The following is a 14909-nucleotide window of genomic DNA, read 5'->3' as shown; positions in this document are numbered from 1 at the left end:
TCGTCAACCGATGTGTTGTTCACAGCGGCGGCTTGCCTGGGTGAAGACGAAAAAGCCCAGCGTCTGGCGTAACGCCCCGCCCCTGTAGGAGCAAGGCTTGCCCGCGATGGCGATTTCAAGGACGCCATCGCGGGCAAGCCTTGCTCCTACAGAAAATCAAACGAAAAAGCCCGCCAAGGCGCAAACCTTGGCGGGCTTTTTTGTTGCCGGACGGTTTAGAACGCGCCCATGTAATCGCGCTTGCCCACTTCCACACCGTTGTGACGCAGCAAAGCGTAGGCGGTGGTGACGTGGAAGAAGAACTGCGGCAAGCCATAGCTCAGCAAGTAGGCCTGGCCGCTGAAGCGCTTCTCTTTCGGAGTGCCTGGGCGGGTGATGATTTCGATGCCTTCCTTGCCGTCGATCTGCTCAGGCTTGATCTCGCCGATGTAGGCCAGAACCTTGGTGATCAGCGCTTGCAACTCGGCGAAGGTGGTTTCGGTGTCGTCGTACTTCGGCACTTCAATCTCGGCCAGACGCGAAGAAACGCCCTTGGCGAAATCAACGGCGATTTGCACCTGGCGCACCAGCGGGAACATGTCCGGGTACAGACGGGCTTGCAGGAATGCGTTCGGGTCGATGTTTTTCGCGGTGGCGTGCGCTTCAGCCTTGTTCAGCACATCGCTCAGGGCGTTGAGCATTTGTTGGAAAACCGGGACGGAAGCGGCGTACAAAGAAATGGTCATGGCAGTCTCGTGTTGTGGCGGGTGTGAAAACGTGGAGCGATTATAGCCATGCTTGATGACCGGGCGGCTTGCCTTTTGTTTCGCAAGGATTAGGCTAGGCGGCTTCGACTGCACGCTTCGACAGCAAAGGGAAAAGCGCGAATGAGCACTGAGCAAGAGACGACCTTCGACGAACCGCGCCTCAACAGCACGGAAATCCGTATTCTGGGTTCCTTGATCGAGAAACAGGCCACCAGCCCGGAAACCTATCCGCTGACCCTTAATGCGCTGGTGATTGCCTGCAACCAGAAAACCAGCCGCGAACCGGTGATGAACCTGACCCAGGGCCAGGTCGGCCAAAGCCTGCGCGCCCTCGAAGGTCGCGGCTTCACCAAATTGGTGATGGGTAGCCGCGCCGACCGCTGGGAACACAAAGTGGACAAGGCACTGGAGCTGGTGCCGGCCCAGGTGATCCTGACCGGGCTGTTGTTTCTGCGCGGCCCGCAAACGGTCAATGAACTGCTGACCCGCAGCGGTCGCATGCATGAATTCGAAGACGCCGAACAGGTGGTGCATCAGCTGGAGCGCCTGATCGCTCGGGGATTGGCGCTGTTGATTCCGCGTCAGACCGGGCAGCGGGAAGACCGCTATATGCATGCACTGGGCGATCCGGCGGATATCGAAGTTATTCTGGCAGCGCGGCAGAACCCGACGGAACGTGGCGCGGGTGGCGGCGTGTCGGTGGAGCGGATCGAAGAGCTGGAGGCGCGGATTGCGGCGCTGGAAGAACGCCTGGCACGCCTCGAATAACCCTGCAACGCAGGCCCCATGTTGGAGCGAGGCTTGCTCGCGAATGCGGTGTATCAGTCAATATTGATGTCGACTGACACTCCGTCTTCGCGGGCAAGCCTCGCTCCAACAGGTTTTGCACAGTCCTTGTAGGAGCGAGGCTTGCCCGCGAAGAGGCCAGCAAAGCCACCCTATTTATTGGAAGAATCAGCTCCGGGCAAACGCCACCGCTGCCTGGAACTGCTCATCCGTCGGACGCACGCCGGTATACAGCACGAACTGCTCCAACGCCTGGATCGCAATCACTTCCAGCCCGGTGATCACTCGCTTGCCTTCAGCCCTGCCCCGCACGATCAGCGGCGTTTCCGAGGGGATCGCTACCACATCGAACACCGTATCGGCCGCAACGATGGCTTCAGCGTCAAACGCCAGTTGATCAGCCTCCGGACCGCCGGTCATGCCGATGGGCGTGACGTTGATCAGCATTTGCGGGCGCTGCCCCCCCAATTCTGCTTGCCATTCATAACCCAGGGCGTCGGCCAGTGCCCGCCCGGCGCGTTCGTTCCGGGCCACGATCAGGCCGTTTTCGTAACCGCCATCGCGCAAGGCACTGGCCACGGCCTTGGCCATGCCGCCGCTGCCGCGCAGGGCAAAGGTCGAGTCCTTGGGCACTTGATGGGTTTCCAGCAACTGGGCGATGGCGATGTAATCGGTGTTGTAGGCCTTGAGATGGCCGTCGGTATTAACGATGGTGTTGATCGACTGAATGGCGGCGGCGGACGCGTCCAGTTCATCGACCAGCGCAATGCAGGCTTCCTTGAACGGCATCGACACGCCACAACCGCGAATCCCCAGGGCGCGAATACCGCCGACAGCGCCGGTCAAGTCCTTGCTGCTGAACGCCTTGTAGTAAAAATTCAAGCCCAGTTGTTCGTACAGATGATTGTGAAATCGCAGGCCAAAGTTCCCGGGGCGTCCTGACAGGGACATGCACAGCTGGGTGTCTTTGTTGGGGTTCATCTGCATGAAATATCTCCTTCGATTGCACTTTCAGATAGACGGGATTAGCCATTCCATCCTGTTCTGTTCGATCATAAGGCCTGTCCGCACGCGGCTTTGCAGCACCGTAAGGAAGCCGGTACAGACCTTACACAAAATTTACCTAACGGCTGTGCAGTTTTTCAAAAAACCGCTGTCTTAGAAGTATCCCCGCGACAATCCTTGGGTCTATTGCAGATTCAAGCGCCGGGTCGAAGAACCGAGGAATTATCATGATCCGTAAAATCCCCACAGTAGCCTTGTTGATTGGTGTACTGGCTGTCGCAGGGCAGGCAGAAGCCCATGGCGGTGGCGGTTGGCAAGGTCCAGCGGTGTTTGGTGCGATCGTTGGCTCGGCCATCGTCGGCTCGGCCCTCATTAACGCCAATCGGCCGGTTTATGTAGAACAGGCGCCGGTTTACGTTCAGCCACAACCGGTTTATGTGCAACAACCGCCACCACCGGTCTACTACCAACCGGCCCCGGTGTACGTGCAACAACCGGTCTACTACCGCCCTGCACCGGTTTATTACGGTCCACCACGCGGTTACTACGGCCATCCCCATGGTTACTATGGTGGCCCACGCTGGTAACTGATTCATCAGGCCCCGCCTTAACAGCGGGGCCTTTTTTATGCCCGCCAGTCGGGCGAGGTCTGAATAAATCGCGTCAAGGTCGCTGTCGGGACAGTGTTGGCGGCTAAAGTAGGCAAGATTGACTGGACCGCTCTTCCCCCATTTTGGGGAAAACGGTCATATTTATGTCATGTCAGGTCCGCAAGCTTGGATCTGTCCGTAAACAACAGGTTGATAAAAACAAGGACGACCTCATGCCCACGCAAAACCCGCATCGCAATGTCGGCTTGTGCACTTCCAGCAAGGTGTACAACGCTCTGACCGAACTCAAACACCTGGAAGGCCATCGCAGCGCCAAGTTTCTTTCGCTGCTGGCCGAAAACCTGGTGCGCAAAGGCCTGCTTAACGAGCAGGAAGTGGTGCACATGCTCGATCTGGTCGTGGATTGATCGCCACCCCTCGTTGGCATCAATGACCACTATCGAGAATGTTGATTGTCCGTTGATCCGCGCGGTCCGTAAGGTAGCTCCATAGATTGATGGAGGTACTTATGATGTCCCAGGTTCAGATCATGTCCGTTATCGGTAGCGCCGTTCCCGCATCGCTCAGAGAGCTAGGATTGCTCGCCTGTTGGTACCTGATGCGCGACGGCGAACCGATCAGCGGCCCGCTCACTTCGCTTCCCGCTGCACAGGCTCTGTCGCAACGTATCGGCACCGGGCTGCTCAGCGCCTAAGGCAGCTGAACCCGCGGCTTGGTTTCGACGAAGATCGCCCAGCTCGACAAAAACAGCGCGGCGATCAACGGCCCGATTACAAAGCCATTGAGACCGAAGACGGCCATGCCGCCCAAGGTTGAGATCAGGATCATGTAGTCGGGCATTTTTGTATCCTTGCCCACCAGGATCGGGCGCAACACATTGTCCACCAGGCCAATCACAAATACCCCGAACAGCCCCAGCACCACGCCCTGCCAGATCGACCCGCTGAGCAGGAAGTACACCGCCACCGGCGCCCAGACAATCCCCGCCCCCACCGCTGGCAACAGCGACAGAAATGCCATCAACACCGCCCAGAGCAACGCGCTCGGAATATCCAGAAACCAGAAAATCACCCCCCCCAACGCACCTTGCGTGATCGCCACCAGCAGGTTGCCTTTGACAGTGGCCCGTACCACGCGGTTGAACTTGAGCTGCAAGCGGCGTTTCTGGTGTTCCTGCAACGGTACGGCGGTGCGCACTTTGCGCGCCAGTTCGGCACCGTCCCGCAGAAAGAAAAACAACAGGTACAGCATGATGAAAAAGCTGACGATGAACTCGAAAGTGCCCTGGCCAAACGTAACGACCTGCGCTGCCACGAACTGACTGCCCTGCATCGCGCCCTTGACGACTTTGTCCTGCAAGCCTTTCAACTCGCCGACACCGAACCGATCGAGCAAATGCTGGAAATACGGCGGCAAGCCGTGCTTGAACTGCGACACATACGCCGCGATATCCAGTTCACCACTTTCGATGCGGCTGTACAGCGAGGCCCCTTCCTGAACCAGCAGGACGCTGATGATGATCACCGGCAAAATCGCAATCACCAGACAGATGCTCAAGGTGCACAGCGATGTCAGGTTGCGCTGCCAGCCGAACTTCATTTGCAGCCGTCGTTGCAACGGCGCAAAAACGATGCCGAGGATGACGGCCCAGAACACCGCGCCGTAAAACGGCAGCAGGATCCCGATAAAAGCGAGGGTGACCGCCAGCAGTAATACAAGCAGCGATCTGTTTTGTAGCGTGGTTTCTTTCATGTCCGATCCATGTCAGTGCGCAAAAAGGAGCGCGAAACTCGTCTCCTGATGCTTAGTCCGCCACGGTTCGCGCGAGTGCCATCCGTTTGTTCATCAAGCATAGATCCAGATCAACAAACCCTTGGGGCAAGCCGTTTACCCTGCCGGCTTTTGTGGTCGAAACCCCCATGCCCCTCATCGCTCCCGAACTGCTCGCCCCCGCCGGCACCCTGAAAAACATGCGTTATGCCTTCGCCTACGGTGCCGACGCGGTCTACGCCGGGCAACCGCGCTACAGCCTGCGGGTGCGCAACAACGAATTCGACCACGCCAACCTGGCCCTCGGCATTCGCGAGGCGCAGGACCAGGGCAAGCGTTTCTACGTGGTGGTGAACATCGCGCCGCACAACGCCAAGCTCAAAACCTTCCTCAAAGACCTGGAGCCCGTGATCGCCATGGCGCCGGACGCACTGATCATGTCCGACCCCGGCCTGATCATGCTGGTGCGCCGCCACTACCCGCAGATGCCGATTCACCTGTCGGTCCAGGCCAACACAGTGAATTGGGCGAGTGTCGAGTTCTGGCAGCAACAGGGCCTGAGCCGGATCATCCTGTCCCGGGAACTGTCCCTGGAAGAAATCGCCGAAATCCGCCAGCAAGTACCCGCCATGGAGCTGGAAGTCTTCGTCCACGGCGCGCTGTGCATGGCCTACTCCGGGCGCTGCCTGCTATCGGGCTACATGAACAAGCGCGATGCCAATCAGGGCAGTTGCACCAACGCTTGCCGCTGGAAGTACTCGGCACAGGAAGCCACGGAAAATCAGCTCGGCGAGATCGTTCAACAGTATCAACCGACTCTCGGCATCGGCGCCCCGACCGATCAGGTGTTCCTGTTGCAGGAAGCCAATCGCCCGGACGAGTTGATGCCGGCGTTCGAGGATGAACACGGCACCTACATCATGAACGCCAAGGACCTGCGCGCCGTGCAGCACGTCGAACGCCTGACGCAAATGGGCGTGCACTCACTGAAGATCGAAGGCCGGACCAAATCCCACTTCTATTGCGCCCGCACCACCCAGGTGTATCGCCGGGCCATCGACGATGCGGTGGCCGGGCGCGGATTCGATCGCAGCCTGATGACCGACCTGGAATCCCTTGCCCAGCGTGGCTACACCGAAGGTTTTCTGCGGCGGCATGTGCACGATGAATATCAGAACTACCAGAACGGCAGCTCGGTGTCGGAGCGCCAGCAGTTTGTCGGCGAACTGACCGGCGAACGGCATGATCGACTGGCCGAAGTGAAGGTAAAAAATCGCTTTGGCCTGGGCGATCACATGGAACTGATGACGCCCAAGGGCAACTTTCAGTTTGATTTGCATGAGTTGCAAAACGTCAGGGGCGAGCCGATAGAAGTGGCACCGGGGGATGGGCACACGGTGTACCTGCCGATTCCGGATGCGGTGGATTTGCGGTTTGGGTTGTTGATGCGTGATATCAGCGAACGCTGAGATCTTTCGAACCCCACAAACTCTGTAGGAGCAAAGCTTGCTCGCGATGGCGGTGAATCAGTCGAAGTGATGTCGACTGACCCACCGCCATCGCGAGCAAGCTTTGCTCCTACTGGGGTGAGGTTTAGGCGAACTCTTCGCGCAACATCCCCACAAACGCCTCACGCGCCGGGTGCACTCCGGCGTTTTCATGCCAGTAAAACAAATTCTCCACCGCCGTCAGCTCCGGGAATTCATACCCCGCGCACCCCGCGCCTTTGGCGAACTGATCGAACACCCCTTTTGGCACCAGCGCCACCCCGGCCCCGGCACTGACGCAACCGACAATCGCCCCGTAACTGGCCAGGCTGACAATCGGCAGCGCCTGCCCCTGACGCAACAACCAATGCTCCAACGCCGCCCGATAAGGACAGCCCTGGGGCCACATGAACACGGTTTTGTCCTGCAAATCCGCGATATCACGCACTGGCCCCAGGGACGTCGATGCAATCAGCAGCAGCTCTTCGCGATACATCGGCGTGCGTTTGAGTTGCGAGCGCTCGACATCCACCGCAACGATCGCGCCATCGAGGCGATGATTGGCCGTGTCATCGAGCAATTGGCTCCAGGAACCGGTGGTCAGTTCCAGGGCCACGCCGGGATAACGCTTGTGGAACTTGGCCAACAACCGCGGCAAGCGTCCGGTGGCCGAGGATTCGATGGCGCCGATACGCAGCGGCCCGGAGGGCTCGGCGCACGGGTCCAGGGCGCGCTTGGCTTCAGCGGTCAACGCGAGGATTTTCGAGGCGTAGGCCAGAAAGGTTTGCCCCGACGGGCTGATCCGCAGCCCACGGCCCTCGCGCAGGAACAACGCCACCCCCAACTCGGCCTCCAGCGCCTTGATCCGTGCGGTGATATTCGACGGCACGCAGTGCAACAACTCGGCCGCCCGGGCGATGCTGCCGACGTCGGCAACGGTCTTGAACATACGAATCTGGGCCAATTCCATACATCACCAAAAGTGAAGAGTTGGCGCAGTATAAGTCAGTTGTGGCGAATGGTCGGGCTTCTGATACTGAGTGCATCAACTCACAGGTGCCTGACCATGCTGCCACTGCCCCCTCCCCTGAAAATCTTCCTGGCCATGGCGTTTGTCGTGGCGTGCTGGGGTTATTCGCCGACCGGCATCCATATCGGCTTGCAGGCCTACGACCCTGGCCATCTGGCGCTGTTGCGGTTTCTGGTGGCGTCAGTGTTTATGGCGGTGATCGCGATGTTCAAAGGCATCAGCCTGCCCAAACTGCGCGACTTTCCATTCTTGATCGCCCTCGGTTTCTTTGCCGTGAGCCTGCACCACGTTCTGCTGAATTTCGGCCAGCAAGGCGTCAGCGCCGGGGCGTCCAGTGTGCTGGCGCAATCGACGCCGTTGTTCAGCACGTTGTTGGCGCGTTTTGTGTTCAAGGATCGCGTCAGCGTCTGGCGTTGGGGCTGTGTGTTTCTGGGGTTGATCGGCGTGGTGATTGTGGTGGCCGGCGATAAGGGGCTGGGAAGCATCGATGCGCACGGTTTATTGATTTTGCTGGCGGCGGTGTCGTGGAGTTTTTACTTCGCCCTGCAAAAGCATCACACCGGGCGGTATGACGGTTTGACCCTGACCTGCTACACGGTCTGGTCCGGGACGGCACTGTTGCTGGTGTATGTGCCGGGGTTAGTCGATCAGGTGGTGCGGGCACCGGTTGAAGTGCAGATGGCGGTGATCGGACTGGGGGTTTTACCGAGTGCTTTGGCCTACCTGGCCTGGGCGTTTGTGCTGGCCCATGTGGATTTGAGCCGTGCGGCGATGACGTTGTACCTGGTGCCGCCGACGGCGATGGTGATTGCTTCAGTGGCGCTGGGCGAGCGGCCGGCGTTGATGGTGATCGTTGGGGCGATGGTGGTGTTGGTCAGTGTGCTGGCGTTGAATCTGGAGCGCAGGCCGGTGGTGACTAGGCCGGCAGGGGTTTGATCGTTGATAGGTGTTGAGGTGTCTGGCGTCATCGCGAGCAAGCTCGCTCCCACAGGGGATTGTGGTCAGTGTGGGAGCGAGCTTGCTCGCGATGAACGATAACGCGGTGAAACTGCCCATATAAAAAACCCGGCGCAATGGCCGGGTTCTGTTTAGCGCAGGTCATCGGACAGCGGCGTTTCTTCATCTGCCGCCGGGACGTCTTCATCGGCGGTCGGGTCCTTCCAGTCTTCAAGTCGATCCGCGTCGCCCAAGGCCGGATCCCGGGAAGGGTCCGTGCCGGGCTGTGCATCCTGGTCCAGCGTTGGCTCGTCTGTGCCGGGCATGGGTCTGGTGGGATCGGTGTTGGGTGTTCCGCCCTGGAACATTGAATCATTAGCCATGATGCACCTCACTGATGAGGTCCAGTTGATCTGGGCCGTACAGGTTGGAAGCGGGCGCGTGAGGGGCGTGCTATCGAGTAGACCAACGGTTGTCAGCCCTGGGCCAGAAACCGGTCGCGGCTATTGGTCAGGTGCAACCACATTGCCGCGCGCGCCGCGTCCGGGTCCTGGCGCTTGATGGCGTTGAGAATCGCCTCGTGTTCCTGATTGGCCAGTTGCCCGAGCTTGCTCAAATCCGTCGCGCCCCGCTCGGCGGCGTTGACGCGGGTCCGGGGGATCATTGCACTGCCCAAGTGCTGCATGATTTCGGTGAAGCACACATTGCCGGTGGCTTCGGCGATCAACAGGTGGAAGCGCTTGTCGGCTTCCACGCAGCTGTCGTTGTTGGCCAGCAGGCGTTGATAGTCATCCAGTGCGTCGCGCATCTGCGCCAGTTGCTGATCGGTACGGCGCACCGCCGCCAATGCGGCAGCCTGGGTCTCCAGGCCCATGCGCAACTCCAGAATACTGCGCACCCCCAGCGCGGTGTCGACGTTCAGCCGCAGCCCCTGTTCCGCCGCGCGCTCGATGACAAACGTGCCGATGCCGTGACGGGTTTCCACCAGCCCCGAGGCCTGCAACTTCGAGATCGCCTCGCGCACCACCGTGCGGCTGACCCCGTGTTCCTGAACAATCGTATTTTCCGACGGCAGCTTGTCCCCCGGCAGCATCTGGCCGAGCAGGATGCTCTGGGTCAGTTTGGCCACCAGGTCATGAGCCAGATTGTGGCTGCGCTTGCGGGCGGGTGCGTCGAGGTCTTCTTGCATGGCGGCTTTCCGAAAACAGGGCAATCGGGATCGTAGCACCGGGCTCGCCAGGAAACTCAAGAAAACCGCGATCAACTTGTATGACAACATTCAATAATCATCGTCTAATGTCTCCTATCCACACCCATAAAAATCAGCAAAAGCATAACAATCGACCACAATCACTCGATTTTGTTGGACTACGCCGCTTGCGAAACGAAAAAACCTAGTTGTATGATATCTATCAACATCGCAACACCCAGACACACCCCGCATAAAAATAATCAGTGGGAGAAACGCAAGTGAATACATCCATATCCGGGATGGACGATGGCGCCGATTCGGTCCTCAAATCCGCCATCTCGAAAGTCAAACGCCATGTCCTGCCGCTGTTCGTGATCATGTTCATCGTCAACTACATTGACCGCGTGAATATCGGCTTCGTCCGCGCCCACATGGAGCAGGACCTGGGCATCGGCGCTGCCGCCTACGGCCTCGGTGCCGGCCTGTTCTTCATCGGTTACGCCCTGTTCGAAGTCCCCTCCAACATGCTGCTGCAAAAAGTCGGCGCCCGAATCTGGCTGACCCGCATCATGCTGACCTGGGGCCTGGTGGCCGCCGGCATGGCGTTTATCCAGAACGAAACCCACTTCTACATCCTGCGTTTTCTGCTGGGCGTGGCGGAAGCCGGGTTCTTTCCCGGGGTGATCTACTACTTCACCCGTTGGCTGCCCGGGGTCGAGCGCGGCAAGGCGATTGCAATCTTCCTTAGCGGCTCGGCGGTTGCGTCGCTGATTTCCGGGCCGCTGTCCGGTCTGCTGCTGCAACTCAACGGTTTCGGCCTGCACGGCTGGCAGTGGATGTACTTCATTGAAGGCATGTTCTCGGTGGGCCTGTGCGTGTTCGTCTGGTTCTGGCTCGATTCCAAACCCCACGACGCCAAGTGGCTGAGCCGTGACGAGCAAGACGCGCTGGTCAAAGCCATCGATGACGAACAACTGGCCCGCGAAGCCGCGACGCCGATCAAACCGTCGTTGGGCAAACTGCTCAAGGATCGCCAGATCATCCTGTTCTGCCTGATCTACTTCTTCATTCAGTTGACCATTTACGCCGCGACCTTCTGGCTGCCGAGCATCATCAAGAAGATGGGCGACCTCAGTGACATTCAAGTCGGGTTGTTCAACTCGATCCCGTGGTTACTGTCGATTGTCGGCATGTACGCCTTCGCCGCGTTCTCGGCCAAATGGAAACACCAGCAAGCCTGGGTTGCGGCTGCGTTGCTGATCGCGGCGGCCGGGATGTTCATGTCCACCACCGGCGGACCGATCTTCGCCTTCGTCGCGATCTGCTTTGCGGCACTGGGTTTCAAATCGGCGTCGTCATTGTTCTGGCCGATTCCCCAGGCGTACCTCGATGCGCGAATCGCCGCCGGCGTGATCGCGCTGATCAACTCGGTGGGCAACCTTGGCGGCTTCGTGGCGCCGACGACTTTCGGCCTTCTGGAAGAACACACCGGTTCGATCCAGGGCGGGCTCTATGGCTTGGCCGCGACCTCGATCATCGCCGCGATCATCGTCTTCGCCGCCCGCAACACACCGAAAACCGCGCCCGCCGCTGCGGTCGGCAAACCTGCTTCCAGCCACGCCTGAATTTCTGTTTTGAAGGACACGACAATGAACGCACAAGACACTGCAAAAGCGCCGATCATCACCAGCATGCAAGTGGTTCCGGTGGCGGGCCACGACGGCATGCTGCTCAACCTGAGCGGCGCCCACGGGCCGTTTTTCACGCGCAATATCGTGATCCTCACCGACAACGCCGGGCACACCGGCGTCGGCGAAGTGCCGGGGGGCGAGCGCATTCGCCAGACCCTGGAGGATGCGCGCTCGCTGGTGGTCGGCAGCCCGATTGGCACCTACCAGAAGATCCTCAATCAAGTGCGCCAGACCTTTGCAGATCGCGATGCCGGTGGTCGGGGTTTGCAGACCTTCGACCTGCGCATCACCATTCACGCGGTCACTGGCCTGGAAGCCGCCCTCCTCGACTTGCTCGGCCAGCATCTGGACGTGCCGGTGGCCGCGCTCCTTGGCGAAGGCCAGCAGCGTGATGAAGTAAAAATGCTCGGCTATCTGTTTTATGTCGGTGATCAGAACGAAACCAATCTGGCCTACCGCAGCGAACCGGACGCCGACAACGACTGGTTCCGTGTCCGTCACGAAAAAGCCATGACCGCCGACGCCGTGGTGCGCCTCGCTGAAGCCGCCCACGCGCGCTACGGTTTCAAGGACTTCAAGCTCAAGGGCGGCGTGCTCAGCGGCGACGCAGAAATCGAAGCCGTCACCGCCTTGGCCGAACGCTTCCCCGATGCGCGCATCACCCTCGACCCGAATGGCGCGTGGTCTTTGAAAGAAGCCATTCGCCTGTGCCGCGACCAGCATCGCGTGCTGGCCTACGCCGAAGACCCGTGCGGTGCGGAAAACGGTTACTCGGGCCGTGAAGTCATGGCTGAATTCCGCCGCGCCACCGGGCTGAAAACCGCGACCAACATGATCGCCACCGACTGGCGGGAAATGGGCCACGCGATCCAGTTGCAATCGGTGGACATTCCCCTGGCCGACCCACACTTCTGGACCATGCAGGGTTCGGTTCGCGTGGCGCAGATGTGCAATGAATGGGGCCTGACCTGGGGCTCGCACTCCAACAACCATTTCGACATTTCCCTGGCCATGTTCACCCACGTCGCAGCGGCGGCACCGGGTGAAATCACCGCCATCGATACGCATTGGATCTGGCAGGACGGCCAGCGTTTGACCAAGGCTCCGCTGCAAATCGTCGGTGGTTGCGTGCAGGTTCCGAAGAAACCGGGGCTGGGGGTTGAGCTGGACATGGATCAACTGGCCAAGGCCCATGAGTTGTACAAAGGCATGGGGCTGGGCGCGCGGGATGACAGCGTGGCGATGCAGTTTCTGATTCCGGGCTGGAAGTTCGATAACAAGCGGCCGTGCTTGGTGCGCTAACACCCACCGGACTCTGTAGGAGCAAAGCTTGCTCGCGATAGCGGCCTAGCAGGCACATTGATGTTGGATGTGCCGCCGTCATCGCGAGCAAGCTTTGCTCCTACAGGTGTGTTGCTTGACATAACCACGTCTTGAACGCCGCCATGGCCGCCGTTTCCGTTCGCGACTGCAACCGCGTCAACCAGTAACTGCCCGTGGTGATGTGGATGGCGAACGGTTGCTCAATCGCACCCGCCGCCAGTTGCCGCGCAAACATCAGCGGCGGCGCCAACGCCACGCCGGCGCCTTGCAATGCCGCTTCCATCATCGCCAGCGACGAGTCGAAGACGATGCTTTGGGGCGGTGCGACGTGGGTCGACAGGCCTGACGCCTGAAACCAGTCCGGCCATTCATCCGAGCGGTAGGAGCGCAGCAGGGTTTGCCCCAGCACATCGGTCGGCTCGTGCAGTTGCCGGGCAATGTCGGGCACGCACAACACCGACAGCGGCGCCTCGATCAACCTCACGGCTTCAATCCCGTGCCATGCCCCCGCGCCAAAGCGGATCGCGTAATCCAGCCCCTCAGCCGCGACGTCCACCCGATTATTGTTGGTCGACAGGCGCAAATCTATGAACGGATGTTTCGCCTGGAAGTCCGCCAGTCGCGGCAACAGCCAACCCACCGCAAACGTTCCCACGGCGCCCACCGCCAGCACTTCCCGATAATGCCCGCCCTCCAGTCGCTCCAGGGTTTCGGCGATTCGGTCGAACGACTCGCGCAGCACCGGCAACAGGGTTTCGCCCTCGCTGGTCAGCATCAAGCCACGGGGCAAGCGTTTGAACAGGGTTACGTTAAGCTGAGCCTCAAGACTTTTGACCTGATGACTCACCGCCGCCTGCGTGACGCACAACTCCACCGCCGCCCGGGTGAAGCTCAGATGCCGCGCCGACGCTTCAAAGGCGCGCAGTGCATTCAACGGTAATTGAGGCCGGATCATGCCTACTCCCAAAATTTTCTAATGGCTCGTGCGAAATATCATCGGTTGTCGAACAGCGCCAGACTGCCTAGATTTGCCTCGCCGCCCACCGACCGGTGGCGAGCAGTCTACCGTTTAGCCGCATCAATTCGCATGGAATAGACACAATGACGGACAAAACCAACATGACCAGACTGACTGTTGTAGGGGCTTGCGTGGCAATGCTCAGCGCAGGAACGTGCCTGGCACAGGGGCAGACCGACCAGCAGATTCAAAGCGTAGTCGACGCCGCCATTCGCCCCGTCCTGCAATCCCAAGGTGTAGCCGGCATGGCCGTCGCAATCACCGTCGACGGCAAGCCGCATTACTTTAACTACGGCGTCGCCTCCAAGGAAAGCGCCCAGGCGGTGACGGAAAACACCCTGTTCGAGATCGGTTCGGTGAGCAAAACCTTCACCGCCACCCTTGGCGGCTATGCCAACGCGATCGGCAAACTACCGTTGAGCGACAAGGCCAGCAGCGTCCTGCCAGCCTTGCATGGCAGTGCCTTCGACAACATCAGCGTGTTGCAACTCGGCACTTACACGGCGGGTGGTTTGCCGTTGCAGTTCCCCGATGAAGCGGATCATGCGGACAAGATGCTCGGCTACTTCAAGCAATGGAAACCGGTCTACCCGGCCGGCACCCATCGCCAATATTCGAACCCCAGCATCGGGTTGTTCGGTTATCTGGCCGCCCATAACCTGGGCATGCCGTTTGATGAGGCCATGGAGAAAACCTTGCTGCCCAAACTCGGGCTGAAACACACCTTCCTCCGGGTGCCGCAGGATCAGATGAGCATTTACGCCCAGGGCTACGACAAGAACGACAAGCCTGTACGAGTCGATCCGGGGGCGTTGGCTTCAGAGGCCTACGGCGTGAAAACCAGTGCGGCGGACATGATTCGGTTTGTGCAGGCGAACCTGAAACCGGCATCACTGGAAAAGCCTTTGCAGCAAGCGATCGCGACGACTCATACCGGTTACTACACGGTTGGCGACATGACTCAAGGCCTCGGCTGGGAACGCTACAGCTACCCGATCAGCCTCGAAAAACTGCTGGGCGGCAACTCGACGCCAATGGCCATGCAAGCCCACAAAGTCCAATGGCTGAACCCGCCGCAACCTGAGCCAGAGAGTGTGCTGATCAACAAAACCGGCTCTACCGGCGGCTTCGGGACTTATGTTGCATTCGTGCCCGCCAAGAACATCGGCATCGTGATCCTGGCCAACAAAAACTACCCGATCCCGGAGCGGGTCAAAGCGGCGCACCAGATCCTGAGTGCACTGGCCGAATAACCCGGCCCTCCACCCCCCCTGTGGGAGCGAGCCTGCTCGCGAAAGCGGTTTTTCAGTCACA

16 protein-coding genes are annotated in these 14909 nt (G+C 59.7%); 9 read left to right on the top strand and 7 right to left on the bottom strand.

All coding sequences use genetic code 11. The annotated features are described in order from the left end of the window. Positions 1-215 precede the first annotated feature (215 nt). Complete coding sequence (locus BK667_RS22270) at positions 216-725, bottom strand: DUF1993 domain-containing protein (protein ID WP_123598917.1); 510 nt, start codon at positions 723-725, stop codon at positions 216-218. Between the two features lie 141 nt (positions 726-866). Between BK667_RS22270 and BK667_RS22265 the strand changes: the two genes are divergently transcribed. Further along, on the top strand, positions 867-1514 hold the full coding sequence (locus BK667_RS22265) for a YceH family protein (RefSeq protein ID WP_123513635.1): 648 nt from the start codon (positions 867-869) through the stop codon (positions 1512-1514). A gap of 186 nt (positions 1515-1700) precedes the next feature. On the opposite strand, the gene BK667_RS22260 is transcribed toward BK667_RS22265, so the two are convergent. Beyond that, positions 1701-2519 (bottom strand): shikimate 5-dehydrogenase, encoded by an 819-nt coding sequence (locus tag BK667_RS22260; protein ID WP_123598916.1) that lies wholly within the window; start codon positions 2517-2519, stop codon positions 1701-1703. A 245-nt stretch (positions 2520-2764) separates the two neighbouring features. On the opposite strand from BK667_RS22260, the gene BK667_RS22255 reads away from it, so the two are divergent. From BK667_RS22255 to BK667_RS22245, 3 genes are all read left to right on the top strand, one after another. Further along, positions 2765-3124 carry a hypothetical protein gene (locus BK667_RS22255; protein WP_123513639.1) on the top strand — a complete coding sequence of 120 codons (360 nt, stop codon included), beginning with the start codon at positions 2765-2767 and terminating at the stop codon, positions 3122-3124. A gap of 236 nt (positions 3125-3360) precedes the next feature. Continuing rightward, positions 3361-3555, top strand: a complete 195-nt coding sequence (locus BK667_RS22250; RefSeq protein ID WP_123409983.1) for a hypothetical protein — start codon at positions 3361-3363, stop codon at positions 3553-3555. A 104-nt stretch (positions 3556-3659) separates the two neighbouring features. After that, complete coding sequence (locus BK667_RS22245; protein WP_123513747.1) at positions 3660-3842, top strand: hypothetical protein; 183 nt, start codon at positions 3660-3662, stop codon at positions 3840-3842. Here BK667_RS22245 and BK667_RS22240 read toward each other — a convergent pair. After that, positions 3839-4900, bottom strand: coding sequence for an AI-2E family transporter (locus BK667_RS22240; RefSeq protein ID WP_123598915.1), 1062 nt, complete (start codon positions 4898-4900; stop codon positions 3839-3841). The two genes, BK667_RS22245 and BK667_RS22240, sit on opposite strands and share 4 nt — an antisense overlap. Before the next feature lie 167 nt (positions 4901-5067). Here BK667_RS22240 and trhP point away from each other — a divergent pair, with 167 nt between their 5' ends. Then, on the top strand, positions 5068-6387 hold the full coding sequence (trhP, locus tag BK667_RS22235) for a prephenate-dependent tRNA uridine(34) hydroxylase TrhP (RefSeq protein WP_123598914.1): 1320 nt from the start codon (positions 5068-5070) through the stop codon (positions 6385-6387). Positions 6388-6511: 124 nt separating this feature from the next. Here the strand turns inward: trhP and BK667_RS22230 are convergent, their stop codons facing one another. After that, positions 6512-7375, bottom strand: coding sequence for a LysR family transcriptional regulator (locus tag BK667_RS22230; RefSeq protein ID WP_123513645.1), 864 nt, complete (start codon positions 7373-7375; stop codon positions 6512-6514). Between the two features lie 96 nt (positions 7376-7471). On the opposite strand from BK667_RS22230, the gene BK667_RS22225 reads away from it, so the two are divergent. After that, complete coding sequence (locus BK667_RS22225) at positions 7472-8371, top strand: DMT family transporter (RefSeq protein WP_123598913.1); 900 nt, start codon at positions 7472-7474, stop codon at positions 8369-8371. 152 nt (positions 8372-8523) lie between these two features. Here the strand turns inward: BK667_RS22225 and BK667_RS22220 are convergent, their stop codons facing one another. Beyond that, a complete protein-coding gene (locus BK667_RS22220; protein WP_123598912.1) occupies positions 8524-8754 on the bottom strand; it encodes a hypothetical protein in 231 nt (76 codons plus the stop codon). Positions 8755-8846: 92 nt separating this feature from the next. Beyond that, positions 8847-9560 (bottom strand): FadR/GntR family transcriptional regulator, encoded by a 714-nt coding sequence (locus BK667_RS22215; RefSeq protein ID WP_123513651.1) that lies wholly within the window; start codon positions 9558-9560, stop codon positions 8847-8849. A 281-nt stretch (positions 9561-9841) separates the two neighbouring features. Between BK667_RS22215 and BK667_RS22210 the strand changes: the two genes are divergently transcribed. Both BK667_RS22210 and gudD read left to right on the top strand, forming a co-directional pair. After that, positions 9842-11188, top strand: a complete 1347-nt coding sequence (locus tag BK667_RS22210) for an MFS transporter (RefSeq protein WP_123513653.1) — start codon at positions 9842-9844, stop codon at positions 11186-11188. A gap of 24 nt (positions 11189-11212) precedes the next feature. Continuing rightward, on the top strand, positions 11213-12556 hold the full coding sequence (gene gudD, locus BK667_RS22205) for a glucarate dehydratase (protein ID WP_123598911.1): 1344 nt from the start codon (positions 11213-11215) through the stop codon (positions 12554-12556). Between the two features lie 100 nt (positions 12557-12656). On the opposite strand, the gene BK667_RS22200 is transcribed toward gudD, so the two are convergent. Next, a complete protein-coding gene (locus tag BK667_RS22200; RefSeq protein WP_123513657.1) occupies positions 12657-13532 on the bottom strand; it encodes a LysR family transcriptional regulator in 876 nt (291 codons plus the stop codon). Positions 13533-13678: 146 nt separating this feature from the next. On the opposite strand from BK667_RS22200, the gene ampC reads away from it, so the two are divergent. Continuing rightward, positions 13679-14848: a class C beta-lactamase gene (gene ampC / locus BK667_RS22195; RefSeq protein ID WP_123598910.1), complete on the top strand. Its 1170-nt coding sequence runs from the start codon at positions 13679-13681 to the stop codon at positions 14846-14848. The last annotated feature ends 61 nt before the right edge of the window (positions 14849-14909 follow it).

This window comes from Pseudomonas frederiksbergensis (assembly GCF_003732705.1).
Lineage (GTDB): Bacteria > Pseudomonadota > Gammaproteobacteria > Pseudomonadales > Pseudomonadaceae > Aquipseudomonas > Aquipseudomonas frederiksbergensis_F.
The sequence above is the reverse complement of the archived record's forward strand: the minus strand, read 5'-3'. Positions and strand labels throughout refer to the sequence as shown.